This window comes from Capsulimonas corticalis, from assembly GCF_003574315.2.
Lineage (GTDB): Bacteria > Armatimonadota > Armatimonadia > Armatimonadales > Capsulimonadaceae > Capsulimonas > Capsulimonas corticalis.
Genome location: NZ_AP025739.1, coordinates 3694699 through 3720290, shown reverse-complemented (window position 1 = coordinate 3720290; position 25592 = coordinate 3694699). Strand labels below are relative to the sequence as shown.

Annotated in this window: 29 protein-coding genes; 13 read left to right on the top strand and 16 right to left on the bottom strand. The window is 60.2% G+C overall.

Annotated features, from left to right (window positions below; translation table 11 throughout):
• Positions 1-23: 23 nt before the first annotated feature.
• From D5261_RS15965 to D5261_RS15950, 4 genes are all read right to left on the bottom strand, one after another.
• Positions 24-767 carry a DsbA family protein gene (locus tag D5261_RS15965; RefSeq protein WP_165864023.1) on the bottom strand — a complete coding sequence of 248 codons (744 nt, stop codon included), beginning with the start codon at positions 765-767 and terminating at the stop codon, positions 24-26.
• A 37-nt stretch (positions 768-804) separates the two neighbouring features.
• Positions 805-1554, bottom strand: coding sequence for a DsbA family protein (locus D5261_RS15960; protein WP_119320332.1), 750 nt, complete (start codon positions 1552-1554; stop codon positions 805-807).
• On the bottom strand, positions 1555-2067 hold the full coding sequence (locus D5261_RS15955; RefSeq protein WP_119320333.1) for a vitamin K epoxide reductase family protein: 513 nt from the start codon (positions 2065-2067) through the stop codon (positions 1555-1557). It lies immediately after the preceding gene.
• A 145-nt stretch (positions 2068-2212) separates the two neighbouring features.
• Positions 2213-2734, bottom strand: coding sequence for a MarR family winged helix-turn-helix transcriptional regulator (locus D5261_RS15950; protein WP_119320334.1), 522 nt, complete (start codon positions 2732-2734; stop codon positions 2213-2215).
• Between the two features lie 106 nt (positions 2735-2840).
• Here D5261_RS15950 and D5261_RS15945 point away from each other — a divergent pair, with 106 nt between their 5' ends.
• The 3 genes from D5261_RS15945 to D5261_RS15935 all read left to right on the top strand — a co-directional run bounded on the left by D5261_RS15945 (position 2841) and on the right by D5261_RS15935 (position 5075).
• Complete coding sequence (locus tag D5261_RS15945; protein WP_119320335.1) at positions 2841-3590, top strand: SDR family NAD(P)-dependent oxidoreductase; 750 nt, start codon at positions 2841-2843, stop codon at positions 3588-3590.
• 42 nt (positions 3591-3632) lie between these two features.
• Complete coding sequence (locus D5261_RS15940; protein ID WP_119320336.1) at positions 3633-4514, top strand: alpha/beta fold hydrolase; 882 nt, start codon at positions 3633-3635, stop codon at positions 4512-4514.
• Between the two features lie 105 nt (positions 4515-4619).
• Positions 4620-5075 (top strand): hypothetical protein, encoded by a 456-nt coding sequence (locus tag D5261_RS15935; RefSeq protein WP_119320337.1) that lies wholly within the window; start codon positions 4620-4622, stop codon positions 5073-5075.
• An 87-nt stretch (positions 5076-5162) separates the two neighbouring features.
• On the opposite strand, the gene D5261_RS15930 is transcribed toward D5261_RS15935, so the two are convergent.
• Positions 5163-5771 (bottom strand): DUF4142 domain-containing protein, encoded by a 609-nt coding sequence (locus tag D5261_RS15930; protein ID WP_165864024.1) that lies wholly within the window; start codon positions 5769-5771, stop codon positions 5163-5165.
• Between the two features lie 275 nt (positions 5772-6046).
• Between D5261_RS15930 and D5261_RS15925 the strand changes: the two genes are divergently transcribed.
• Both D5261_RS15925 and D5261_RS15920 read left to right on the top strand, forming a co-directional pair.
• Complete coding sequence (locus D5261_RS15925) at positions 6047-6586, top strand: hypothetical protein (RefSeq protein ID WP_125205859.1); 540 nt, start codon at positions 6047-6049, stop codon at positions 6584-6586.
• A gap of 30 nt (positions 6587-6616) precedes the next feature.
• On the top strand, positions 6617-6850 hold the full coding sequence (locus tag D5261_RS15920; RefSeq protein WP_119320340.1) for a translation initiation factor: 234 nt from the start codon (positions 6617-6619) through the stop codon (positions 6848-6850).
• Between the two features lie 76 nt (positions 6851-6926).
• On the opposite strand, the gene D5261_RS15915 is transcribed toward D5261_RS15920, so the two are convergent.
• The 5 genes from D5261_RS15915 to D5261_RS15895 form a co-directional block, all read right to left on the bottom strand.
• Positions 6927-8324: a Dyp-type peroxidase gene (locus tag D5261_RS15915; RefSeq protein ID WP_119320341.1), complete on the bottom strand. Its 1398-nt coding sequence runs from the start codon at positions 8322-8324 to the stop codon at positions 6927-6929.
• Positions 8325-8355: 31 nt separating this feature from the next.
• Positions 8356-8817 carry a hypothetical protein gene (locus tag D5261_RS15910; protein WP_119320342.1) on the bottom strand — a complete coding sequence of 154 codons (462 nt, stop codon included), beginning with the start codon at positions 8815-8817 and terminating at the stop codon, positions 8356-8358.
• A 64-nt stretch (positions 8818-8881) separates the two neighbouring features.
• Positions 8882-11758, bottom strand: coding sequence for a hypothetical protein (locus D5261_RS15905; RefSeq protein WP_119320343.1), 2877 nt, complete (start codon positions 11756-11758; stop codon positions 8882-8884).
• 192 nt (positions 11759-11950) lie between these two features.
• Positions 11951-12976: an LLM class flavin-dependent oxidoreductase gene (locus tag D5261_RS15900; RefSeq protein ID WP_119320344.1), complete on the bottom strand. Its 1026-nt coding sequence runs from the start codon at positions 12974-12976 to the stop codon at positions 11951-11953.
• 1 nt (position 12977) lies between these two features.
• The gene (locus D5261_RS15895; RefSeq protein ID WP_119320345.1) at positions 12978-13364 is read right to left on the bottom strand and encodes a hypothetical protein; all 387 of its coding nucleotides are present in this window, start codon (positions 13362-13364) and stop codon (positions 12978-12980) included.
• 163 nt (positions 13365-13527) lie between these two features.
• On the opposite strand from D5261_RS15895, the gene D5261_RS15890 reads away from it, so the two are divergent.
• The 7 genes from D5261_RS15890 (at position 13528) to D5261_RS15860 (ending at position 19670) form a co-directional block, all read left to right on the top strand.
• Positions 13528-13914 (top strand): winged helix-turn-helix transcriptional regulator, encoded by a 387-nt coding sequence (locus tag D5261_RS15890; protein WP_218025529.1) that lies wholly within the window; start codon positions 13528-13530, stop codon positions 13912-13914.
• A 201-nt stretch (positions 13915-14115) separates the two neighbouring features.
• Positions 14116-14622 carry a shikimate kinase gene (locus D5261_RS15885; protein ID WP_119320347.1) on the top strand — a complete coding sequence of 169 codons (507 nt, stop codon included), beginning with the start codon at positions 14116-14118 and terminating at the stop codon, positions 14620-14622.
• 172 nt (positions 14623-14794) lie between these two features.
• Positions 14795-16177, top strand: coding sequence for a galactokinase (locus tag D5261_RS15880; RefSeq protein ID WP_119320348.1), 1383 nt, complete (start codon positions 14795-14797; stop codon positions 16175-16177).
• A 2-nt stretch (positions 16178-16179) separates the two neighbouring features.
• The gene (locus tag D5261_RS15875; RefSeq protein WP_119320349.1) at positions 16180-17115 is read left to right on the top strand and encodes a sugar phosphate nucleotidyltransferase; all 936 of its coding nucleotides are present in this window, start codon (positions 16180-16182) and stop codon (positions 17113-17115) included.
• A gap of 88 nt (positions 17116-17203) precedes the next feature.
• Positions 17204-18493, top strand: a complete 1290-nt coding sequence (eno, locus tag D5261_RS15870) for a phosphopyruvate hydratase (protein WP_119320350.1) — start codon at positions 17204-17206, stop codon at positions 18491-18493.
• A 188-nt stretch (positions 18494-18681) separates the two neighbouring features.
• Positions 18682-18930, top strand: coding sequence for a hypothetical protein (locus D5261_RS15865; RefSeq protein ID WP_119320351.1), 249 nt, complete (start codon positions 18682-18684; stop codon positions 18928-18930).
• Positions 18927-19670: an N-acetylmuramoyl-L-alanine amidase family protein gene (locus D5261_RS15860; RefSeq protein WP_119320352.1), complete on the top strand. Its 744-nt coding sequence runs from the start codon at positions 18927-18929 to the stop codon at positions 19668-19670. Before D5261_RS15865 ends, D5261_RS15860 begins: the two co-directional genes overlap by 4 nt.
• A gap of 132 nt (positions 19671-19802) precedes the next feature.
• Here the strand turns inward: D5261_RS15860 and D5261_RS15855 are convergent, their stop codons facing one another.
• On the bottom strand, positions 19803-20741 hold the full coding sequence (locus tag D5261_RS15855; RefSeq protein ID WP_165864025.1) for a spherulation-specific family 4 protein: 939 nt from the start codon (positions 20739-20741) through the stop codon (positions 19803-19805).
• A 325-nt stretch (positions 20742-21066) separates the two neighbouring features.
• Between D5261_RS15855 and D5261_RS15850 the strand changes: the two genes are divergently transcribed.
• Positions 21067-21252 carry a hypothetical protein gene (locus D5261_RS15850; RefSeq protein WP_119320354.1) on the top strand — a complete coding sequence of 62 codons (186 nt, stop codon included), beginning with the start codon at positions 21067-21069 and terminating at the stop codon, positions 21250-21252.
• A gap of 87 nt (positions 21253-21339) precedes the next feature.
• Here D5261_RS15850 and D5261_RS15845 read toward each other — a convergent pair whose 3' ends face one another.
• The 5 genes from D5261_RS15845 to D5261_RS15825 form a co-directional block, all read right to left on the bottom strand.
• Positions 21340-22320: a phosphotransferase gene (locus D5261_RS15845; RefSeq protein ID WP_119320355.1), complete on the bottom strand. Its 981-nt coding sequence runs from the start codon at positions 22318-22320 to the stop codon at positions 21340-21342.
• A gap of 20 nt (positions 22321-22340) precedes the next feature.
• Positions 22341-22961, bottom strand: a complete 621-nt coding sequence (locus tag D5261_RS15840) for a DUF2239 family protein (protein ID WP_119320356.1) — start codon at positions 22959-22961, stop codon at positions 22341-22343.
• A gap of 117 nt (positions 22962-23078) precedes the next feature.
• Positions 23079-23462 carry a DUF6678 family protein gene (locus D5261_RS15835; RefSeq protein WP_119320357.1) on the bottom strand — a complete coding sequence of 128 codons (384 nt, stop codon included), beginning with the start codon at positions 23460-23462 and terminating at the stop codon, positions 23079-23081.
• 15 nt (positions 23463-23477) lie between these two features.
• Positions 23478-24260, bottom strand: coding sequence for a class I SAM-dependent DNA methyltransferase (locus tag D5261_RS15830; protein WP_119320358.1), 783 nt, complete (start codon positions 24258-24260; stop codon positions 23478-23480).
• Between the two features lie 118 nt (positions 24261-24378).
• Complete coding sequence (locus D5261_RS15825) at positions 24379-25452, bottom strand: GNAT family N-acetyltransferase (protein WP_119320359.1); 1074 nt, start codon at positions 25450-25452, stop codon at positions 24379-24381.
• Positions 25453-25592 lie beyond the last annotated feature (140 nt).

Genomic DNA, 25592 nt, shown 5'->3' with positions numbered 1-25592 from the left:
AGGCGCGTTCCTTTCGGGAATGGTCATGACTTTGCCGACGCCGCCCCCGGGCGGCTCACGGCAAGCGCGGCGCGGGCCGTCTTCCAGGGTAAATTGGCGAATAGCGCCTGAATATCGGCCGGTCCAGGCGCCACATTGATCGCGCCCGTCTTGTTATCGCGAATGACAACCGTGGGCGTCGATTCAATGCCAAGATCGTCGCAAAACTTCGAGTCCGCGTCCACCTGCGCTTGATACACGCCGCGATTCACGGCGTCTAAAACTTTTTTTCCGTCCAGTCCCGCTTCCCGGGCATAGTTCTCGTAATACCCCGGCTCCAGATCGTCCTGATGCGAAAAGAGCACATCGTACATCGGCCAGAACTTCCCATCCTTGGCGGCGGCTTCCGACGCCTGCGCGGCGGGCAGCGCGTACTTGTGCGATTGCGGGAAGGGCCGGTGGACGAAGTACAGATTCATCTGTCCCTTGCTGTCCGCCAGCGTCTTCTCAATCGACGGCCTCATCTTGCCGCACCATGGGCACTGAAAATCGCCAAACTCCACCATCGTGTAAGCCGGGTTGGCGGGTCCCCGCGCGGGAGCGGCCACATGCCGCATAATCTCGGGCCACCTTCTGGCGACCGTCGCGCTATCCACCGCCGGCAACGCCGGCGGATGCTGCTGCTTAACAATCTCCGTATCGCTCATATGGCTGACGGCATAAGCGAGAGCGGCGAGCAGCACGACCCAGCCGCCAAAGAGGGCGGCCTTTTTATTGAACTTCGGCATGAATTCGCCTCCCATCCTATGCGGAGGACCCAAGGGTTTATGACTTCGCCGGCGGCGCGGCGGGAGCGCTCGCGGTAACCGAGGTGGGACCGGCGACCGATTTCCACGGGGCGCCCGCGAACATTTTGTTGATATCGACGGCTCCAGACGCGATGCTGATCTTGCCTGTCTTGTTATCGCGAATGAAAACCGTCGGCGTCATCTGGATCCCGATATCGTCGCAGAACTTGGAGTCGGCGGCGACCTGCGCGGAGTAGACGTGCTGCTGCACGGCGTTCAGAACCTTCTTGCCGTCCAGCCCCGCTTCCTTGGCGTAGTCGTCGTAGTAGCCCGGCTCCAGGTCATCCTGGTGCGAGTACAGCACATCGTACATCGGCCAGAACTTCCCATCCTTGGCGGCCGCTTCCGACGCCTGCGCGGCGGGCAGGGCGTATTGATGCATCTGCGGGAAGGGCCGATGGACAAAGTACAGGTTCGCCTGTCCCTTGCTGTCCGCCAGCGTCTTTTCGATCGTCGGACGCATCTTGCCGCATTGCGGGCACTGGAAGTCGCCAAACTCCACCATGGTGTACGCGGGACTCGCGGGACCGCGCGCAGGGCCCGCGGTGTGCTGCATGATCTCCGGCCAGCGCTTGGCGAGTGCGGCTACGTCGAGCTTCGGCGGCGGCGGGGGCTTCTGGTCCGGCGGAGCCACCGTCGAACTCATGCGGCTGACAGCGAAGGAGAGACCGGCGAGCAGCACGATCCACGAGCCGAAAAGAATAGTTTTTTTGTTCACGTTGGGCATTTAACCTGCTTCCCCCTCCGGAGACGGAGAGTGAGCGCCGCCTTGCCGGCGCAGCAGCGAATTTTCAATAATGGCGGAGATCAGCAGCAGCAGCATGACGCATGCCGATGAGAAACAATACGGACAGAAGGCGCCGATCTTCACATGGGAGACATATTGCAGATACCACGAGTATCCCGCTCCTCCGAGAATGATCAGCAGCCCGAGCCTGCCCAGCAGTATCTTTGTGGGCGCCGTGTCCGAGCCGATCTTCATCATCGCGAACGTCAAGATCGCGATATAGGCCAGCAGGCCGAGCAGGGCGATGGGAATGTCGTGGAACGGGCCGATGGTCATATGCGCCCACGCGCTTTCGGCCACGACCTCGCACCCGCCGTTGGCGGAGCAGGGCAGATCGTAGTGAACGCGGTGCGCTACCCAGAGCGCGCCGGCAATAGCCGCGCCAATAAAACCGAGGACGATCTGTGCGATATAACAGCGTGTCAGGGCCGCCGCGACGCGCGCCGATAACATAGTGAAAGATCTTCCTTAAGATGGCGTTGTGCGGAAACCACGCGCCATTACTGGCGCGCATTCAGTTCCCACTGCCTTTACGGGACGAGACCGCCCCAAAGTTTCCCGCGCCTTCTCTCTATTGTAGCTCAAATCGCCCCCGAAATCAGAGCTCTTTGGCCCGGCGTCCCATAAACCTGTAGCCCGGATGAACGCCTGGCGAAAGTCCCTCCTGCGCGGCAATTTTTCCAAGCAGCGTTCGGAGCTGAGATTTCTCTTCTGGGGAAAGCGCGGCCAGCAGCGCGGCGTCGTGCTCGATCACCAGCGTATCCAGCGTCTCGGTCATCGCGCGCCCGGCGGCAGTCAGGGTGATGGAGTGCGATCTGCGGTCCGGCGCATTCGCCCCTCGCGCAATCAGACCGGCGCGCTCCAGTTCATCGACCAGCACCACAAGGCGGCTGGGAACGACTCCCAGCCGGTCCGCCAGCGAGCGCTGGTTGACGCCGTCTTCCCGCGCCAGTATCAAGAGAATCCCCACTTGCGGCGGAGTGAGACCATGCGGAAAAAGGCGCTCTCCGAACCGAATTCCTACCTGTGTCCCCACCTGGGTCAGCAAAAACGCCGTTGATTGCTCCTGAAAGGCGGCGCCATCCGCATCGGAGAGCTGCTGTTCGCGATCTTTTTTCATTCTGTGCGTTTTTCCAAATCCTCTTGACAAAACATCAAAACACCATCATACTATGAATAGTTCACATTATGAACTATTCATAGTATACACCAAACAAGGAGCCAATATGAACCGTTTGACAAACAAAGTGGCGATCGTAACCGGCGCGTCCTCGGGAATCGGCGCGGCTATCGCCAAAGCCCTGGCGGAGGCCGGCGCTTCGGTCGTCGTCAACTATGCGTCCAGTCGGGAAGGAGCCGAGAAAACCGTCGCCGCGATCACGGCCAAGGGCGGCGTCGCCATCGCCGTCCCGGGGGATGTTTCGAAAGCGGCCGATGTCCAGCGTCTCTTTGAGGAGACGGTCCGCGCGTTCGGAGCGCCGAGCGTGCTCGTCAACAACGCCGGCGTCGTCCAGTTCGAGCCGGTCGGGGCGATCACCGAGGCCGAATTTCACCGGCAGTATGGCGTCAACGTCCTCGGCCCTCTCTTCGCCACTCAGGAAGCCGTGAAGCATTTTCCCGCAGCCGGAGGAAGCATCATCAATATCAGCTCGATCTCCAGCAAAAATCCGCCCGCCAACTCGAGTTTATCTTCTTCGACAAAAGGCGCGCTGGATACGCTTACCCTGGCGCTGGCCAAGGAACTGGGGCCGAAGAAGATCCGCGTCAACACCGTCGCTCCCGGCGGCACGGAGACCGAGGGGGCTCACCGGCTCGGCTTTATCGGCGGCGAATTTGAGAAGATGGTGGCGGACGCCACGCCGCTCGGCCGGTTCGGCCGGCCAGGCGACATTGCGCCGGTCGTGGTGTTCCTCGCTTCCGACGACTCCGCCTGGCTGACCGGCGAGCGCATCAGCGCGTCCGGCGGGCTTCACTAACGGCGCCACGCGCCGCTAACATTGAAAGAGAGCAGCGAATCCATGTCCCCGCAATCGACACCCACCTGGCTCGACCGAACCAGTTATCCCTTTGAGTCCCGTTTTTTTACCACGCGCTACGGCGAGATGCATTACGTGGATGAGGGCGCGGGAGACGTCGTGCTCTTTGTCCACGGAAATCCCACCTGGTCCTACGAGCATCGGCGGCTCATCGCGCATCTCCGAACAAAATATCGCTGCGTCGCCGTCGATCACCTCGGCTTTGGCCTGTCCGATAAGCCGGCCGATGTCTCGTACCTGCCGCAATTCCACGCCGAGAACTTAGCATGTTTCATCGACGCGCTCGGCCTCAAGAATATCACCTTGATCGTACATGACTGGGGCGGCCCCATCGGCATGTCGTATGCGCTGGATCATCCGGCCAATATCAAGCGGATCATCGCTTACAACAGCTGGTTCTGGTCCCTGCGCGGCGACGCGACATTTGAAAAGTTCAGCGGCTTTGTCGGCGGCCCCATCGGCCGCTTCCTCTGCCGAAACTTCAATTTCTTCCCGCGCGTTCTGCTACCCGCCTCCGTCGGCGACAAAAACAAACTGACGCCGGACATACACCGGCATTTCATCCGCGCCTTCCCCACCCCGCAGTCGCGCAAGGGCGCGTGGACGTTCCCTCGCGCGATCATCGGCCAGAGCGAATGGCTGGAAACGCTCTGGACAAAGCGGGAGGCGCTCAAGGACACGCCCCTGCTGCTCCTCTGGGGTCTCAAAGATGTCGCCTTTACCAAGGATCTGATGGCCCGCTGGGAAAGCGCGTTCCCTCACCATACTACCCGGACATTCCCAAACGTCGGCCATTTCGCCCCCGAAGAAATCGGCGGCGACGCCATCGAACCCGTGGAGGCGTTCTTCAAAGCCAATCCTTAAATATTCTCCCCAATTTTTACGCGGCGATTTGGACGCGGCAAGCAGGAGAGCCACGCCAGAATAACGAACATACGTTCACAAAAGTTGGTATTTGGGAGGACACGAATGGGCGCTGCATTTTATGTTGTACTGGAACGGGAGATTGAGGATTTTGACAGTTCCATGAACGGGAAACCGCTTGGGCATTTGCCATATGATGAGAATGATGTCGATATTCTCACATCGATCGCGAAGACGATTGGCGTCAAATCATTGATGGAATACAGCAGCGCAGACCCGGATCAAATTATCGGCATGATCTTTGATGGGGATCCCGCCGAAGCTCCGCTGGAACTGCGAAACAGAATTCCTCCCACCGAATGGTTCGCCGCCGAAGACGGCCTTGCGGCCGCGCGAGCATTGCTCCATTACTTGCAGGCTCACCCTGACTTTATCCCGACGCCTGAGGACATTTCGTGGAATTTTCAGGAATCCGTTGAAGCAGACTTGCAGGATCTTGAACGGATTCTGGAGCGCGCGCAACAGGAAGGCGTGCGCTGGTATTTAGGCGGAGACTGCTGATTCCCGGCGGAAAACAAAAACGCCGCCGGCTCTCGCGAATAATCGCGAGAGCCGGCGGCGCGTCAAAAATCTATCGGAAGCGGCGGATTACATCTTATCCATGTGCTTCATGCCGCCCATATTGTTCATGTGGCCCATGTTATTCATGTGCTGCATGCCGTTGCGGTGCGCGTAGCGGCCGTTGCTCGTTCCCATGACGATACTGGCGGTCTGCATGCTCATCATACGGTGGTCGCGCAGGGCCGGCAAGGTCGTGGAGGCAAACTGGCGCAGCTGCATATTGCGTCCGCGATTCTTCTCGGATGTAAAGAGCGCGACGGCGGCTTTGTGCGCCTGGACCTGGCCCTGGATGTAAGCCCGATCGAACGACACGCCGGACAGCTTGGACAGGCGCATGTACTCGGTCTGCTGCATCGCCGTGGTGTGCATCGGGACCATCACGCTGTTGTTCGCGGCGATCCGCTTCAGCTTCATGCTCGTCATGTTGTGATCACGAATCATGCGCTGGGCAAACTCGCGGACGTTTCCATCCACGCCGCGCTGCAGAGCCAGTTGACTGGTCTTAATCTCCGCCATGTCGCTTTGCGCGGCCTTCTGGACAAACGTCTTGTCCATCATCGACGCGCGGCCCATCCCTGCGGCCATTGCGCCGGAGCCTGAAACCGCGACGAGAAGCGCGGCGGCGACGGTCAGCATACAATTTCCTTTGGTATTCATCCTAATACACCCTTGTTCTTTCTAGTGGCGGCTGCGGGTCGTCCCTGGCCGCCTTGGAAATAAAGTCCTACGTGAGAATTACCACCGAACGTCCGCCAATGAAACATCCGCGCAGAGACGCTTGTCGGAAGCGCATCGATTGACGACGCCCTGAAATGGGTATATGGCGACAACCGTACCGCCGCACGTCGCGGACGGGAGGCTCACCTTTCACGGAGGACAACGCGACAATGACGCCCATGAATATGCCCAGAATGAGATCGCCCCGATTTATCGCGTTCGCGCTGGTCGCGACTCTGGCGATGCCGACGCTCGCCATGACCGCCGGCTGCGGCAGCAAGACGACCGACACCGCGCCGCCGCCCGCCGCGAGCAGCGGTCCCGGCGGACCGATGATGTCCGCGCCGCCCACCATGGGACAACCGCAGCGACAGGGAATGTCCACCAAACAGAAAGTCGTCCTGCTGGCCGGCGCCGCCCTGCTCTACTACCTCTATAAGAAGCACCAAGCAGCCCAGACCCAGAACGGCGCCGCATCGCCGCAGGGTCAGCTCTATCAATCGAAGAACGGCGGCATCTACTACCGCAACGCCCAGCATCAGCCCGTCTGGGTCACCGCTCCCAGCGGCGGCGTCCAGGTTCCGGCCGAGCAGGTGCAGCGCTACGCGCCTGACTACAGCCGCTTCCAGAACCAGCCGGTCCCGGCTCCGCCCGCCGGCGCGCCGACCACGTCCGCGCTGGACTTCGACTCGAGCCTCGCCGCGCCCGGCCCGCGCGGTCCCGGCGGAATGTAATTCGGCCATAGCGCCAAGGAGAATCAAACCATGGGATTGGATAAGATATTCGAGGGGATCAAAGAGATCTTCACCGGCGAAAACAACGAAAACGAGAACAACAACGGCGGCGTCCTGCCCGCGTCTCAGGATCCCTACGGCGATCCGGCAAACCAGAACACCGTCCTGCCGGCCTCACAAGACCCCTACGGCGATCCCGCCGACCAGCAGACCGTACTTCCCGCCTCGCAGGACCCTTACGGGGACCCCGCCGACCAGAAGTAAATGCACGAAAACCGCCCCGGCGCAATGCGCCGGGGCGGTTTTTTATTGCGTCCCATATTTCACCGCGAAAAGCTCATCACAAATTCGCAAGATATTTCAGCGCCGTCACACTCGGCATGAAGCAGTAAACGCTGGCGCGCGTTGAGATAAAACGGCTCAGCCCCGTGATGACAATCGATTCTTTATGCAGATTTGAGACCGGGATCACAAACCGGCTGGTTGCGGGATCGTTGCCGGCCATCAGCGGATCTAAGTCGCCGCGCAGACCGAACGAATCGGAGTTGATCCACTCGGTCATTAAGAACTCGAACTGGTTGCCGAGGCTGCCGCAGAAGAAAAGGCCCACCAGACCGCGTTCGACTCCGTCGTTCGGGCGCGCGGGATCGTAGGGAGCGCCATACGGGATTCCGCGCCGGACGAGGCGATGGTTATGCCCTCCGCCCCCGGCGACAACGCCGCTGCGCGGGTTGTTGCGGCGGATATGCGATCCGATCGGACAGCGTATCCCGTACGAATCATCGATGACCTCGGGAAGCGCCTCGGACTTGACGTAGTCGAACTTATTCCATTGATCTTGCGGGATTGGCGGATCGGGGCAATCGGTGTCGGGAGAAAGGGCGAGCGGCAGGCCATTGCGCCAGCGGCCGCACATCTTGGCCGCCAGCAGTTCCTTGGCGTCGACGCCGGGTTTCGCCGGAACCCGCGCCGCATTCTCCTCCAGAAACTTCTCGAATCCGTCCACATCCTGCTTGAGAATACGCAGGGCGAGAAATGAGCCGTTGACGCCAAGCGCATCGGGCTGCGGCGTGGGGTACCGAGCGTTGCTGAGACCGGGATGCCCAAGCACGAATTCGCCGGCGGGGATTAAAGGCTGATCGTCTTCCGGATCGCGTCCGCCTCCGCCCTCAATGCGCGGCTCCGCGATGCCGTCCAGATATCCAAAATGAACGCGGCTGTCCGGGAGATCGGCGCCGTCAATGACCGCCAGCTCCGTGCAGGCGCCGTCCAGCAGGAAGCGCTCGCGCAGGAGCGGCGTGAGGCGCTCCTGCATCTCTCCCGTCCGCGCGTGCGCGATGAGAACCAGGTGGACTTGCGACGGCGTGTCCACGGAACACGCCAGTCCTGGAATCCAATTTTCGGGCGCGCTTTCCCCAATATCCCCGAGCAGCGGCGCCCGCTCCGCCATGGGGGCGGTAAACTCCTGCGGGAATGACGCGATGGACGCATCGGACGCCCCGAGGAGTTTCAAGCCTTCCGCCGTGACGCCTGCGTTGATGGCGTGCATCGGCTTCAGACTCCATGTCGCCGCCGTCGTGACTTTCAGAAGCGACCTCGCTTCTCCACTTGCCAGATCTCCGATCAGGCGGCGCGCGGCTGGCGCGTCATCGATACGCAGCGCGAAGATCCGCACGAAGTCCATCCCGTATCCGCGCAGAATATTGCCCTGGATATCGGAAAGATCGAAAGCAGGCATGGAAGCTCCTCAGGGCTTGTCCTTGGTGGGTCTACTGGAGGTTCTTGATATCCAGAACGGTGAGCGACGGGTAGGCGCTGTAGAACGCGACCGGCGTCACATCATGGTCCCGAACGTACTGCAAGAACTCATCGGGATGCTCCTTTACGGGCAGCGGCGGGCTATCGATCATATGGACATGGATCATATCGAAAATCGGTCCCAGTTTCTCGGCGAAGTCCCGAATATACTTCTCGAAACTCCCGTCGAATGTCGTGATGATTCCGAGCTTCGTGTTGTTGTCCAGAAAGACAAAACGGGCGAAGTGAACGGTGCCGACCGAATTCAGCGCCTGGATGACCGGATTCTGATCGGGCGGCATGGCGTTGAAACCTTGCAGAGTGGCGTTGAGCGCCTCATAATCTTCCGGGGACTTGATGGTCATAATGACCGTCAGCGGGCTCTGTACAAGCACTGGCGCGACAGGAACAGCAGGGGCGGCGGTTTCAGGCATAATCGTCTCCTTATGGTTCGCGACATTCGATACGGCGATTAAGAAATCCTTCTCACGAATAAAGCTATTTTGCCGGAGGATTGCCCCCATCCGCCGGCGGCGGCGCCGTCACGCGCGCGGCAAAGTCCGTCAGTGCGCCGACGCCGGACGTGTCGCCAAGATCCAGCACGAAGTCTTGGGACGCCGGCGGTTTCGCGGCGGGCGGCGGCGTTGGCCTCGCGACTGGCGGCTTTGGCCGGGCCGCCATGATGGCTGAGAAGCCAAGCTGCGCGCGCATCTGGTCCAGCCTCTGTTCCGTAATCACATTCATGACAATCTGGGATTGCGCTTGGGCCTGGGCGGCTTCTCCCAGAACCGGCTTCGCCGGCTGGCCGGGCACATCGTCATCACCCGCTTCACGCAGAGTCGGCGGCGGCTGAAGCGGGTTGTCCCACGATCCATACCAGCCGGAAGGATAGTGAACGCCGCTGGCGTCGTTGTACGGCTGACCTGCGCGCCGCTGTTTGACTAGGACGCGCACGCGCCTGGCGGGCGGCGTTCCTGAAGGATTGGCCGAAGCGTAGAGCGTGCGCAGAAACGCGAGCGAAGCGTCCTGACGAAACTTCACCCAGTGGCTGTGCAGATCGTATTCCTCGCGGCCCGAGCCGTTCTCGGAGAAGTTGGGAGTGTCGGTATTGGCCTTGGAGCCTGAATGGCCGCCATCGTAAATGTCCAGCGGATCGGCATGGAATTGACGCAGGAAGAGCAAGCGCGCGGCCTCATGGTAACCCAGCAGCAGGCTGCTCGTGTCGGAGTCGCCAGGCAGCGCGTCATAGCCGGGAGTGTCGCCGCCGCGCCACACCATCCCCGCGATCCCCGGTCTGCTCGACAGGCTCTTGACGAGCGCAGTCAGCGTTGTTTGCACGCCGGGCGCGGTGGGCGCGACGATCACGCCGCTCCAATTGGGAATGATGGCGTGTGAGTAATGCTCGTCCCCCACATCTTCGTCCTCCGGAAGAAGCGCCTTCAGCTGCCGCCAGTGCGTGGCGGCCTGCTCGGACGTTTCACCCAGCAGGTTGAGATCGACATTCTCCGCAGGCGGATCGTCTCCCCAGAACAGAAGATCGACCATCGGAAGGATGCGGATCGGGGAGGACTTGGTCCGCGCCAGCGCTTCCGTCAGAATATCGCTTTGCGTTTTGGAGGACGCGGCGTCCGTCGCCGGGATATGGGCGGCGCCCTCCGAGAAAACGTCAACCCAGAGTTCGTTCAAACCCAGCGCTTTGGCGGCGGCGACGGCCGCGTCCACCTCCTTGACGCTGCGCGGGTGGACGATCGCCGCGCGCCGGGAAGCGTCCTTGTACTTCGCCCAGGCGTCCGCGAGCGGCGCTTTCGGGGGAGTTTGATTCATCAGCGATGCGTACTCGGGATGCTCCTTCAGCCTCTTTTCCTGATCCGCCTTTTCCATGGCCTTTACCTGATCCGGCGGCATCTGAAAGACAAAGAACTGCTCGGTTCCGCCGGAGCCGTTCAAGCTGAGGTCCACCGGGGTATCGATGCTGGGGATCAGAAGCTGCGTGCTGAGGCCGGGGCGAAGCGTGATCTGGCCGTCGGCGGTGACCGGCTGAAGCGTGTACTCGCGATTCCATTTCTCCACGGCGCGCCGGGCCATGTCCTGCTGCGCCGGGGTCAGCTGAGCCATCGGCAGTTTCAGTTCCGGCAGGAACCCTTCCCGCATATTGATCGATTGCTCGCCCGCGCCCTTGATCTGCTCGGGAGTGTAGGCGCTGGGATCCCCAAACCAGGGTAAGTCGCTCGGATGATGCGCGGTGAAAAGCGAATAGTTGGCGGCGCGGACGGGGCCGCGACTGAGGACATCGGCTTCTTTCTCGAAGTCGGTCCAGATTTGACGACGCGTGCCGACACCGACAATATCGTCGGTCAGCACATACGCCGGTCCCACCTGCCGAAACGTTCCCGTCAGGCAAAAAGCGAGCGAGCGCAGCAGATCGCCGGCGGGCGCGGACGAAACGCCGGACAGAGTGAGCGCCCTCTTCTCCAGGCGTGGGTCCACATATAATTCGATCCCGGCGGCGTTGCCGACGCGGTACACCAGATCGCCGACTGTCTTCAGTCCGTCCAGAGAAATCGGCGTTCGAAGCGACTTGAGGCTAAAATCGAGCTGGCCGCGCTTGGGAACATTGGGAACCTCCGCGCGCACGAGGGCGCCGAAGTCCGTGTCCGAGGAGCCGCTATAGTCCTGGCGGTCATCGATTTGGTACTGACGCGGCGCGCCGGCGGGCGGCGGTATCGCGGCGTCCCCAAAGATCCAATCCGGGTGATCCTTCGACGGCAGGACCATGGCGATGGTTTGCCCGATGCGCAGATGGACTCGCGGCAGCTCATCGGTCACATCCCGCTTATCGCGGTCGTCCCACTTCTCGCCGGCGGTGTATTGCGGCCGAACGATCAGCTTTCCTTTCGCGGAAAGAATCGCCGCGAACATCTGCTGCTGCTGAGCGTTCAGCGTCCCGGCGCCCAGTCCCGCCTCGCTGGTCAGCGCCTTCCACTGAGGCTCCGTCAAACTCGCCAGCAGCAGGGTAAACGCGTCAAGGGACCGCATGCCCGCATAGATATTCGGCTCACCCGGCGCCGTGTTCACGACGATCATTGTCGGCGGCGCAACGGCGAGGATATCGCCAAAGCGCTGCGCCGATCTCCCATAAAGCCCCGCGATTTCCCCCGCCGCCGCATCCGTCCCCGCCGGCGCCGCCTCGGCCGGAAGCGTAACCCGATCGGCGTCCACCGAAAGAACCACCCCCTGCGCCGGCGGCGCCTTCCGCAGCGACTCCGCAAGCGTGGGCCGGGGCGCGGGCGCCTGCGCGAGAGCGCAGGCGGAGGAAAGCGTGCAGCAAAGACTCAGCGCGAGCCAAGATCTCGAACGATGAGGCGACAGGCGCATGGGCAAACTCCTTGGCGGACAGCCGTTTCGGAAGTATAGCACGCTGCTTTTTACCTGTCAAACCTACAGTTATAGCAAAAAGCGCTAGGGTGAATGTATTTGCCAAATTCGTGACGGAAGAAGCCGGCGGTTTTCAACCGCCGGCTCCTAATTCGCTTGCCGAATTTGGCGTCATCAATTTGTCGAAATGCATTACCCACGTAAAATCGGCGCGACGCCTTCGCCAAGAATCTCGATCGAGCGCAGCATCTTCTCCTGCGGCACGGCGGCGGCGTTCATCTGGACGGTGAAGCGGGAGACGCCTCCCAGGGCTTCGCTGACACGGAGGATCTTGCGCCCGACCGTGTCTGCGTCGCCCACCAGCAGCGCGCCGGCGGGACCACGCTGGGCGTCGAAATGCGCGCGCGTCGTCGGCGGCCAGCCGCGCTCCTTGCCGATTTTTGTAAACATGGCCGCGTAGCCCGGAAAGAACTCTTCCGCCGCCTGCTCCGTCGTGTCGGCCACGTAGCCCAGGGAATGCACGCCGACCGTCAGCATCTCAGGGGCGTGACCGGCGCGCAGGCCGGCCTGTCGATACAGATCGACGAGCGGACGGAACCGGTGCGGCTCGCCGCCGATGATCGCCACCATCAGCGGCAATCCCAGAGCGCCGGCGCGGGCGAAGGAGCCGGGCGTGCCGCCCACCCCAAGCCAGATCGGCAATCGGCGCTGCAGCGGGCGCGGATAGACGCTCTGCCCGCTCAGCGCCGCCCGATGCCGGCCGGACCAGTGGACCTCGGTGTTCTCCCGGATCTTGAGCAGCAGATCGAGCTTCTCCGTGAACAGCGAATCGTAGTCATCCAGATCGAGTCCGAATAGCGGAAACGACTCCGTGAAGGAGCCGCGCCCAACCACCATCTCCGCCCGGCCCTGCGAGACCAGGTCCAGCGTGGCGAACTCCTGAAACACGCGCACAGGATCGGCGGCGCTGAGAACCGTCACGGCGCTGGTCAGACGAATTTGCTTCGTACGCGCCGCGGCCGCCGCCAGCAAAACGGCGGGCGCAGAGTCCAGAAACTCGCTGCGATGGTGTTCGCCGATCCCAAACACATCCAGCCCCACCCGGTCGGCGGTCACGATCTCATCCAGCAAGTCCTGAATCCGCTGGACCGGCTCCGGCGCCGCGCCCGTCACGGCGTCCGGCGTAACCGCGACAAAACTATCAATACCGAGCTGCATCTTAAACAACCTCTGTCTTGGCCGCGAAAACGCCGGCAAACGCGCGCCGCACGCTGGAGAAAACGATGCACCAGAGCACAGTCGCCACAGCGCCCGGCGGCAGCCCCGCCGGCGCCATCAGCGTGTGATAAAGCAGAATATTCACAATGACCGGCCCCAGCAGCACCAGCGCGAGGGGGACGTATCGATTTGCCAGCAGCAGCGCGCCGCCGATGACTTGAAGCAAAAACACAGCCGTCATATAGTGCGACTCAGATAACACCATCAGATATTGGAGCGCGAGACCGGTTGGCGGCGGCTGGTGGATGAAGTGCAGAAAGCCGTTCAGCCCAAAGATCAAGAACATCAGCCCCAGCAGAATACGAGAGATCGTCGTTACGAGTTTCATGGTTTTCCTCCCGAAAATCCATATAAGAACGCCAAATCTCAGCGTCCCATGGAGTCATTATGGCAACGCAACTTTAATTTGTCAAGCGCATAGAAAAATACTTCGCATAGAAAAATCATAAACGTGGTTTATCTGGTACAATAAAGGCATGCAGGAAGAAATCTTGACTACTGAATCCGAGGAGTGCGACCTGACGGATGCATTTCTGCGCGGCGCGCTGCTGCTCCAGGAAAAGTGGGTGATGATGATCGTCCACGGTCTGCTCGACCGTCCCATGGGATTTAGCGAGCTGATGCGCAAGGGCAACGTCAACACCACGACTCTGACTCAGCGGCTCAATCTCTTGGAGCACGCCGGATTGCTGACCAAAACGATCCACTCCACCATGCCTCCGCGAACCAGTTACGAGCTGACCGAATCCGGCCAGGCGCTGCGCCCCATTCTGGAGGCTATCACAAAGTGGAGCAGCGTTCACCTGGCGCCTCTGGCCGACCCGGGCGTCTGCCCCGGCGCCGAAGCGTCCTCGCCGTGCGAAAGTTCGGGCTGTTAACGAGCGCAGCACGACGGCTCTCTTTGAGCCTTCCCGTCCATCGCGCTTCCGTAAACTTACGCCAAAAGCAAAAATCCAAGGTCAACGCCGACCTTGGATTTTTGCTTTTCGTTTCACGGATCGTTGATAATTCTTTTTCCGAGAGACGTCATACTCAAGGAAGCGCCGCCGATAGGCGGGCGCAAGGGAGTGAGCAGAGAAATGCGAAAGAATTTGGCGCTGATTGGAATGGCGGGGGTCGGCAAAAGCACGACGGGCAAGAGTCTGGCCGAGCAACTGGGCTACGACTGCATCGAATGCGATTCGCTGATGACGATTGAGGCGCAGAAGCGCGGCGTCAATAAATTCTTACTGTCCGATGCGGATTTCATCGCCCTGGAGGGCGACGTCATTTGCAGCCTCGCGAACGCCGAGCGCACGGTGATCGACACCGGCGGCAGCGCCGTCTACTCCGCCGACGCCATGCGGCTCCTCAAAACCATCGCCACCACGGTCTATCTCAAAGACAGCATCGAAGATATCAAACAGCGCTTCATCGCGCGCGGCCAGCCGCACGTCGTTGGGATCGGCGCGCGCACCTTCGAAGAACTCTTCCTGGAGCGCAATTGCCTCTACGAACAATATGCGGATATCGTCGTGGACATTTCCACACACCCCGCCCTCGCGCACACGGTTCAGGAGATCGTGGATGCGCTGGGGCAAAATTAAATCCCCTCCCCCACACGCCAACATCAAATACCGGGCTTCCTCACCATAGACACTCGCGAGAATAAACTCATTCCGGAAAGGCTTAAGCAATCCATCGCAATTTGACACTCTTTACAGATTTCGGCTATAATACCCGCGGTTTTTCGGGCAAGTTTTCCATTCAGGAGCCGCCGTGCAGGACGTCAGCGATTTCACAGAGCGGATGCGGCAAGACACGGCTTGGCGGTCGTTTCTCTCGGATCAAGCGCCGGATTCGGCGGTGACCGTGACGCGGGCGCCGGGGCGGATCGACGTCATGGGCGGGGTCGCCGATTATTCGGGCGCGCTGGTCGCGCAGGCGACCATTGGGGAAGCGGCCATTGTGGCTCTGACGCGGCGGACCGACCAGATCGTGCGGATCTGGAGCGTTGCGGACGAAGGCGATGCGCGGCCGATCGCGGAAATCTCTCTGGATTCGTTCTCTCACGAAGGATCTCTGCGCGACTACAGCGCGATCCGCGCGGATTTTCAGGCCGACCGCGACGCCCACTGGGCCTCCTATGTCGCCGGCTGCTTTTTCGTCCTCCTCGCCGAACGGATCGCCCCTCGGTTTGACTCCGGGGCGAACATCCTGCTGCGCAGCGATGTGCCGGCCGGAGCCGGCGTCTCCTCCTCCGCCGCGATCGAAGTCGCGACAATGCAGGCGATCGGCGCCGCGTATGAACTGAACTTCGACGGCGTCACGCTCGCCAGCCTCTGCCAGATCGTCGAAAATCGCGTGGTGGGCGCTCCCTGCGGCGTGATGGACCAGATGACCAGCACGCTGGGTACGGCGGGCGAATTGTTATTATTGCTCTGCCGTCCCTATGAAGTTCATGGGACGAAACCGCTGCCGCCCGATGTTCGTATCTACGGCGTGAATTCACGGATCCGGCACTCGGTGGGCGGAGACGCCTACACCCGCGCCCGCGTCGCGGCGTTCATGGGGCGCAAGCTCCTCGGCGTGGAGTATCTCGCGGCCATCGCGCCCAAAGTTTACCGAAGCGATCATATGGATCGAATTCCCGAAACCGTGACCGGAGCGAGTTTTCTGGCGCAGTACGGCGAGACGGACGACTCCGTCACGCGCATCGATCCCGAGACGATCTATCCCGTCCGCGCGGCGACTTCGCACGCGGTTTTCGAGAATGAGCGCGTGGAGTGCTTTGTGGAACTGCTCTCACGCACCGAGCAGATGGCTTCGGCGATGAACCAGGCCGGATCGCTGATGTACGGCTCGCACTGGTCGTTCGGCCAGATCGGCCTTGGGTGCCCGGAGACGGACCTGCTGGTCAATCTGGCGCGCGACGCGGGCGCGTCCAAGGGTGTTTACGGCGCCAAGATTACCGGCGGCGGCTGCGGCGGCACAGTGGCGCTGCTGACTTACGGCGACGACGGCGTCGAGGCCGTCGAAGAGATCGCCGCGCGGTATCTGGCGCAAACGGGGCTGACGGCGCAGGTGTTCCTCGCCGGCGCGTCGCCGGGAGCCGCCGCCTTTGGTCCTCGGACCATCTCAAGAGACCTTGAGGAGAACTGACAATGGCGACAGTAAAAAAAGCGGTGGTGACGGCGGCGGGACGCGGGACGCGTCAGTATCCGGCGACCAATACGGTGCAGAAAGAGCTGATCCCGCTCGTCGATGTCGACGGGTACACCAAGCCGACTCTTCAGATCATTCTGGAGGAAGTCGTCGCTTCGGGCATCGAAGAGATCTGCGTCGTCGCCAACCCCACCAACCTCGAACCGATCCAGGCGCACTTCCAAGGGCTCACCGACGAGCAAAAGCGCACGCAGTTCGCCGGCAAGGATTGGGCGGACGCGCTTTCCGATACTCTGGCGGACATCCAGAGCCGCCTGCACTTCGTCGTCCAGCACACGCAGGAAGGCTACGGGCATGCTGTGTATCAGGCGCATGAATGGGCCGGCGACGAGCCTTTCGTACTGATGGTCGGGGACCATATCAGCCTTTCGAGCACATCCGAAAGCTGTACCCAGCAGATTATCCACGCCTTTGAACAATCGAGCGCGCCGGTTTCTTCCGTGGCGCGGATCGGCGAATCCAAAGTCAGTCGTTACGGCACGGCGGCCGGCGAGGCGACGGACTTCTCCGGCGCTCCTTCTTACTGGATGCGCGCGATGATGGAGAAGCCGAGCGTCGAATACGCCCGCGAGCATCTGAGAACGCCGGGCATTCCCGACGATCAGTTTTTGTGCTTCTACGGTATCCACGCCTTCCCCTCCGCCGCCTTCGACTGCCTCAAGCATCTCATCGATAACGATATCCGCCAGAAAGGCGAAATTCAGATGGCCGCCGCCCAGGAGATGCTGTTCCAGCGCGGACCGTATCTGCTGGCGGAGATCCAGGGAGAGCAGTACGATATGGGAACGCCCGACGGCCTCATTCTCACACAGATTGCGCTCGCCATGCGCTCGCCTTACCGCGAGCCGGCGCGGGCGCTGTTCGAATCCCTCTGAGGATTCTTCGGATCCCATGAGGATCCCGCGGGTCCAGCGAGGCCCGCACGTTAACTCGTTAACACGATATATAAAGGAGAGACCTCTCATGTCTACGGCGATTGTCAATGTTCAAGCCCGTCAAGTCCTCGATTCCCGCGGCAACCCCACGGTGGAAGTCGATGTTTATCTGGAAGACGGCTCCCTCGGCCGCGCCAGCGTGCCCAGCGGCGCGTCCACCGGCGCCAACGAAGCGGTCGAGCTTCGCGACGGCGATAAGAAGATCTATGGCGGCAAGGGCGTCCTGAAGGCCGTGGAGAACGTCAACGAGAAGATCGCTCCTGAGCTGATCGACCTCGACGCCACCGAGCAGGTCGCGATCGATGAACTCATGATCGAACTCGACGGCACCGAGAACAAGAGCGACCTGGGCGCGAATGCGATCCTGGGCGTCTCCCTCGCCGTCGCGAAGGCGGCCGCCAAGGCTGTCGGCCTCCCGCTCTACCGCTACATCGGCGGCGCGAACGCCCGCCAGCTCCCCGTCCCCATGATGAACATCATGAACGGCGGCAAGCACGCCGACTCGAACGTCGACATGCAGGAGTTCATGGCGATGCCCGTGGGCGCCGAATCCTTCTCGGAAGCGCTCCAGTGGGGCGTGGACATCTACCACTCGCTGAAGGGCGTTCTGCACGCGCGCGGCCTGGCGACCTCAGTCGGCGACGAAGGCGGCTTCGCTCCGAACCTGCCGAGCAACGAAGAGGCCATCAAGGTCATCATCGAAGCGATCGAGAAGGCCGGCTACGAGCCCGGCAAGCAAGTCTTCATCGCGATGGACCCCGCCTCCACCGAGTTCTATGACAACGGCAACTACGTACTGAAGGGCGAGGGCCGCACGCTGACCGGCGACCAGATGGTGGATTACTACGCCGAGCTGGTCGAGAAGTACCCGATCATCTCGATCGAAGACGGCCTGGCCGAGGACGACTGGGCTTCGTGGCTCAAGCTGACCCAGCGCATCGGACACAAGGTCCAACTGGTCGGCGACGACCTGTTCGTCACCAACACCAAGTTCCTTCAGAAGGGCATCGACACCAGCACGGCGAACTCGATCCTGGTCAAAGTCAACCAGATCGGCACCCTGACCGAGACGCTGGCGGCGATCGAACTGGCGAAGCAGAACGGCTACACCGCCGTCGTGTCCCACCGCTCGGGCGAAACCGAAGACAGCACGATCTCCGACATCGTCGTCGCGACGAACGCCGGGCAGATCAAGACCGGCGCCCCGGCCCGCACCGACCGTGTCGCCAAGTACAACCAGCTCCTCCGCATCGAGGAAGCCCTGGCCGACACCGCGACGTTCAAGGGGCTGGACTCGTTCTACAACCTGAAGCGGTAAGAGTAGGCCCCGGAGAGGCCCTCACCCGGCCCTCCGAGCCACCCTCTCCCAATTCTGGGAGAGGGTTCAGATTTCGGATCTTTGATCCTCAAAACAAAATTCCCTCTGGCTCCCCCTCTCCCAATTTTGGGAGAGGGTGTCGGGGGGTGAGGGCCAATCGCCATAAGACGAAGGCCTCGCACCACACAATGCCAAAACGCCAAGCCGTCGCCGAGTTTCTGCTCGGCTTTTTTGCTTTTCCCGTCTGCGCCCTCTTCGGCGTGATGGAAGCCGTCCTGTTCCACTGGACGCACGCCAAGGCGATGCTTTGCGTCGCATTCTTCGCACTGTTCCCGCTCGCCGGCGCGATCAAGACGCGCCAGAAATCGCTGATTGCCGGCCAGATCACCGGCCTCATCGCGACCATCTTGTTCTACCTCGCCGTCAAACCATCATGACCAAGCAAGTTTTTCTCGCGCTCGCCCTGGTATTTGTCTCTCAGGCGGCTTGGCCCGCTCCCCCCGTCCCCCTCTCCCATCAATGGGAGAAAGGGAGTCAGAAGGGAGGGGATTCGCTGCAAGGATATGTCGTGTGCGTGGATCCTGGACATACGTCCGAGACCAGCGCGGGGACGCAGAGCCGCGATGGGAAGCTAACCGAGCGTCATCTCAACTGGGTCGTCGCCGTTCGTTTGCAAAAGCTTTTGGAGGCCGAGGGCGCGACGGTCGTGATGACCAAGACCAGCGAAAACGAGTTCGTGACGAATATGCGCAGGGCCGAGATCGCGAACAACGCCCACGCCGCCCTCTTTCTTCGCCTGCACTGCGACTCCGGCGGCGGACGGGGCTTCGCCACCTACTATCCCGCCCGTCAGGGAACCGCGCATGGCGTCACCGGCCCATCGCTGTCCGTGCTCAAAGCCAGCGCCGCCGCCGCGTCCGTGTTTCACAAGGCGGCGATCGACCAGCTCGGCGGCGCGCTGCCGGACCATGGCCTGCGCACCGAAGCGGGAACGCGGATCGGCGGCAAGCAGGGTGCGCTGACCGGATCGATCTTCTCCAAAGTCCCCGCGCTGACCGTCGAGATGGTCGTGCTCAGCAACGACCGGGACTATAACTTTGCGCGAACCGAGGCCGGCCAGGAAAAGATCGCCGAAGCGCTGCTGGCGGGTGTTGAGGCGGACGCCTTACAGCATTAGCGCCGACCCGCGCGGCGCCAACGGCGCCCCTCAGAAGATCTGATCACAAGATCTGACGAGAATCGCCAGAAGCCTCGCGCCCCATATTATGGGCGCGAGGCTGACGGACAGCCGCCTCAAACGACTCGAGGTTTAGCCGTGGTTCGCAATGTACTGGACTTCGGAAGTGAAGTACGGCGGGATGGCGCCCCAGACGTTGCCTGACGGGAAGCCATCGTTGGTATAGAAGTAGCTGTAACCATGGAGGATCGCCTGATCGATGGCGCCGGCAAGATCCGTGGTATTGCTGTGGATCAGCGCCATCTGCTGCTTCGTCGTCGTAACATTCTGGCGATTCAGATTGCTCCATGAGTTTGCGGCGGCGTAGCTGTAACTCTGCTCGAAGCTGCATGTCACGTCGACGATATCCGTATAGTTGATCTGATTGGAATAGAACTGTCCACCCGCATTGCCGATAACTTTCAGGCGCGGATACGTGCAGCGGATCCAACTGGTCAGCTGGCAAAAGTAGCCGCCCGTGGGATCGACTTGATTGGCGTTAAAAGCGCCATCGCTGTTTATGAACAAGCGATCGTTAGGCGCGACGTTCGTGCCGTTGGGAAAGGTGGCCGTGGCGCCGGATGGCCCTGCGATCTCATACCGGGGATAGTATTCGTCGATCCAGATTCCATCCAGGCGCCGATAGCCCGTCACCCAAGCGCGAATATCGTTCTCCACCTCACGGAGAGGTCGATACGTAGAGCTAGCCGGCGCTGTCAGCGCATGGACATAGCCGAAGATGCGGCCGCCGTTGGCGCGGATCGGATCGAACCGGTGCTCCGCCGTCTTCCAGTCCGAGGCAAGCGTGAAAGGGCCATTCGCGGGACCGTTGACGACGACCCAGTAGTCTTTGTACCTGGGGTTAACTCCATTCTTCATGATCGTGGCGTCGTCCGCCAGAATATTCCAAGTGTTTGTATCCGACAGAGTCAGATAAGCGGGAATGACCATACCGTCGGCATGGGCGGTTGATGGGGCGGTTCCCAGGCAAGCAGCAGCGGCGCATACCAAAAGCACACTCTTAATTTTCACGGGCGTTTCCTTATTTTCCAGCGCGATCACGGTCTTCACTCTCAGTCGATAGGCGCACATGGGAGTGAGCAAGGGAGACGCAACGCAAAAACGCAAACGTTTACGCTCCGAGGAATTATAACACTGGAAGCAAGCATAGTCAATAATAAATGCGGGAAATCTTTTTCTTTGGCGTGGTGAAGATGGGGTTGGAGAAAGAGCATTCGGCGATCCAGCATCAGCCACGCCATGCACGGTCGGAACGAAAAAAGTCAAAAATCCGTTTAAAGAATATGCAATGGGTGGTATATATCCATTGAGCATCAGAAACTCAAAGGAGAGCGTTATGGCAACTACGGAACAGCAGCATCAGCATCTGCATGAGGTGCACGAGCACCTTCGTCATGCAACGACATCGGATTCCCCGGAAGAGATCCGCGAGCGCCTTCGCCGCGCGGAACTCGCCTTGGAGCGCCACGAGCGCGAAACAAACGGACAAACCAGCACCGGAGCGCGGCCAACCGCGGTCTAATGCCCCCATAGGCTTCGGCCAAAATTGTGAGAGCCCGCCCGGCATTCGCCGGGCGGGCTTTTTCTGTTTGAGGCGATAGGGGAAAAGTCAATCACTCGCCATTAACAGGAGCAGTCGCTTGGCGTCGCCGTAGGCGTCTGTGTCGATCTCGCGCCGCATCTCCTCCAGCAAGGACACGGCCACAACAGATGCGGACGCGCGCTCGCGAAGGGCTCCCAGGTAAGCGAGCAGATCCGGCATCGGAAACGCATCTGGGGAAGTGTGATCACCGCTGGCTTGGGCCGTCTGATAAAAGCCAGCGGCAAAAACAGCAAGCGCCATGCCCCTCGCCATCGTCATCAGCGCACGCTCCTGATCGGTAGGAAGACGCTCCAGATACCTTTCCAGCAATTCCACACGCTGTTCGGCCCTGGGAAACCCAAAGACGCCAAGCTGAGCGAGATCGACGAATGGATTCGACATCCCGGCCCATTCCCAATCGACAAAATACACCCCTCGATCGGTTTCAATAATATTGGTTGGGTTCAAGTCGTTGTGACACGGCGTAGATCGAACAAAAGACGCCATCATCGAATGGACCTCATCAATGGTCTGCATGATCGATTCCGGAAGGCCGCAGCCGCTTTGCGCGAGCAAGTATTCATCCATCAAATGGGCCAGCGCAGCGGGATCGACCCCTTGAGGAAATTCCGGTCCCTGATGAAGCCGGCGCAGCGCCTCTGCGACACGCTCCAGATATTTGGCGGATCTCGCCAGCGGCGCCCCGTCAATCTGCTCCGCGATGGATAGGCCAAGCTCGATATTGCTGTAATACAGCTTCGGAGCCACTCCAAGCTCGGAGGCAATCGTCATACAGGCAAATTCCTGCTCAGCGCGCTCCTTGTGCATGGGACGGCTTGGATCGACCTTTTTCACCACATACCCTGCCCCATTGACCCGCGCCAAATAAAGCATAGCCCCCGAACGCCCTCCAGGCATGGGCAAAATACTCTCAATCGGCGCATTATTAAATATAGCATTAATAGCGAATACGACATCGCTATTATTCTCAAATTGTTGATTATCCATAATCCTCTGAATCCTCACGATCACGATGCCGGCGAAGATGAGTCCGCATCGAAAAATTGATCCGCCAGATGCTCAGTATGCTCGCGGATATCTCGCGGCCAATTCTGAATTACATGATGAAACGCATCTCGCTTCACGGCAAAGAGCGCGCGCAGCGCTTCCTCAAACCCGGTTTCGTTTCCGGCGATGGCGGACATAAACCGATAAGCCGCATCCCGCAATTGCCGCTTATGGTCCTCCTGACGCGCCGCCCGCATTTCCTTCTCAACAAGCTTTCGCAGCGCCACCGACGCCCCGCCCGACTGGCTCGCCAGCCAGTCCCAATGCCTGGGAAGCAGCGTCACCTCACGCGGCACAACCCCCAGCTTCGGGCGCCCCGGCGCCCGAGGCGCCTCCTCCGGCGCATTCTCGGCGGGCGCATCGTCACAAGCGGGAGTCTGCAAACGAGCGAGCACATCCTCCAGCGTTCCATGCAGGTTCAGATCGATCTGCTCGCCAGATACCGCGTCAAAAATCAGCACCATATGATCTGACGGCTGATCCAGCGCCCGCTTCGCCGCAGTCGCCGCCTCCGCCAGAGAGCCAAGCGCCACACGACGCGCGCCTTCAAAAGCGATATATGTTGAGTTTACCGTCGCCAATCTCGTCTGACCTCGCTAATATTACCCGGGTAAAACACACAAGTCAATATTACCCGGGTAAAAATATTTTCAGAGCGCGCCACTTCTTAACCGTGAACAGAACATACTTCTCAAAACTCACTCGGCGTTTCGAACGTGACCGATGATGCGAATCCTATCGCTCTCACGATCGTATGGGACGGACATTTCCGTCAACTGCTTTTCAATGTCCTCCAAATGGTCGATTTCAGCCCATTCAATCGAAATCGAGGTGAACGGCCCTAACGAGCCACAGTCGAACCAATCGCCAGTCACATGCCGGAAACGTTTGATCTCGAATACTTTGTCCGGGACATCCACGAATTTGACATTGCACTTCAACGATGACGCACCGAGCCATTCGGCGACTTCCGCCCACTTGGTCGTGCTCATGCGGCTTGCGGAGAAATCGCGATCAAGAATGGCGCGCAGGTCCTTTTCAGCGGCCTTGATGCTAGCCCTCTGTAGTTCTTGCGGATCCATGTCGATTTGCTCTCGCTATGCTTTCACCGCCACATAAAACAATCGGTCGGAGCGTTTGCGGGGCGGGTCGGTTGAGTAGCCGTCGTACACGGTCACGGCGGCGAAGCCGGCGTTGCGGAGCCATTGGGTGATTTCGTCTTTGGCGTAGCCCTTTTGGGTGTGGGTTTCTTTGAAGGTCTCGCGTTCACCGGATCCGGGGTCGTAGCTGAAGGTCATGTTGACGGTGCAGATACGCGTTTCGTGGTTGTAGCGGGAGCGCCAGCGGTAGTGGAGAGGTTCGTCGCGGCGTGAACAGCTCTGGTTGAACATCCCTTGCTCTAGAGCGAACTCGGTATTCAAATCGAAGATAAAGCTGCCGCCGGGGTTGATATGAGCGCAGATACGGCGAAAGGCGGACTGAAGGCGGTTATCTTCGAGGATATTGTTCAGGCTGTCGAAAAGGGAGATCACGGCGTCGAAGCGGGCGTCGCCCAGGTCCATGTCGGCGGCGTCTTGTTCGTCAAAGGGAATCGCCAGATCTTCGTCCTTGGCGCGCTCGCGGGCGATGGCGAGCATGGGGCCGGAGAGATCGACGCCGGCGGTCTGGTAGCCGCGCTGCTGGAGCATCCGGGTGGCGGTCCCGGTGCCGCAGGCGAGGTCCAGCACGGATTTGGGCGCGAGGTCGTGCTTTTTCCACAGTCGCTCGACATACGCGATCCAAAACCGGTACGGCACGCCGGACATCAGGTGGTCGTAGTAGGGCGCGACGGCGCCAAACGCGGTGGGCGTCGTGGGATTGGACGAAGGGGTGGCTGGCATAGACAATTAGATTCGACTTGCATGGCGTGGTTTCCTTCGCTGGTATCGCCGAAGGGTGCTGTGGGAGGCCGGAAAGGTAACGCCCCGGCCTACCCGATAATTCAGGACAGTGAGGGGGTCACTCTGTGAGCAATCCTGGCGTGTCTTGTTGCTCCGATTCGGCGAGGTATGCCGCCGCCTTTTCCGTTTCCACCTGCCATGTGCATATAGAGTTGCACGGCTTGAATCCGAGTTCGTCGTTGATCCGCAGCATCGCTGCATTTGAGTAGGCGTTGCCGGTACGAACAGATTTCGCCTCGGGGCGCTCACGCAGGATACGGTCCACCGTGGCGGCTTTGAGCCACCGTCCCAAGCCTTTGCCGCGAAACGAAGGAAAGACACCCGTGCCGTCTTGACCGACTATCTCCGGTCTGTTGGGATGCCAGAGTACCTGGGTAAAACCCGCGAATGCGCCGGTTTCCCTATCGACGATATAGGCGGTCCAACGTTGGGCGCCTGATCGAAGAATCTCATACTCCTCTTCCCGAAGCTGAGCCGGCGTTTTGTGGAAATCGTTTAGGGACAGATTGTCGCGAGGAGCGGAGTTATTTGTCATATTTGTGAGTTCGGCAATGGCCTCAATATGTTCGTCGGGATAGGGGCCGTCCCAGAACCCCAATGCGAACTTGCTGTCGTTAACGCCGGACTGCCATCGTTCGATAAGTGACATATCGACATCAGCAAGATTTAACTGACTGCTTCGATTCTCCAGAGCTCGCTCGGCTCCTAGACGCTTCATAAATGCTTCTCCGGCCGGCACACGTCCGTTTGTTGATGTGATCATCAGCGTCCGACCTTTTTCACGGGCGCTATTGACCACCATCTGCAACATTTGCCGGCCGAGGCCATGCCGTCGGTACGCCGGAATTGTCCTTATAAGGAAATGAATCGCATGGGTATTCTCCTTGTCATTGGTAAACCAGACAACTCCATTAGATGCGAACTGCGCGGTGTCGTCTATCCACCCGACCCAAGATTTGATGAACAAGGACTCCGGGAAATTCTGTAGTTCTGTTTTTATGTCTTCCACGAGAAGGGGCGGTTCGTCGGGCAATTCTTCGACCTTGATCTGATTTGATAGTATCGTGAACGCTTCATACTCAGCTTCCGTTGCATCTTTGTGATCGAGCTCACAGATTGTAATCTTTGTCATGCTGGTTTCCTCACTCTCTATAATCGAAATTAAATCCACAAATGCTAAAGTCCGTGAAGTATCCGAGATATCAATACCGTATGCGGTACAACACGCTGAACGCAGGCGGCTACTATCTGGAAGGCTGTGGGAACAGCGCG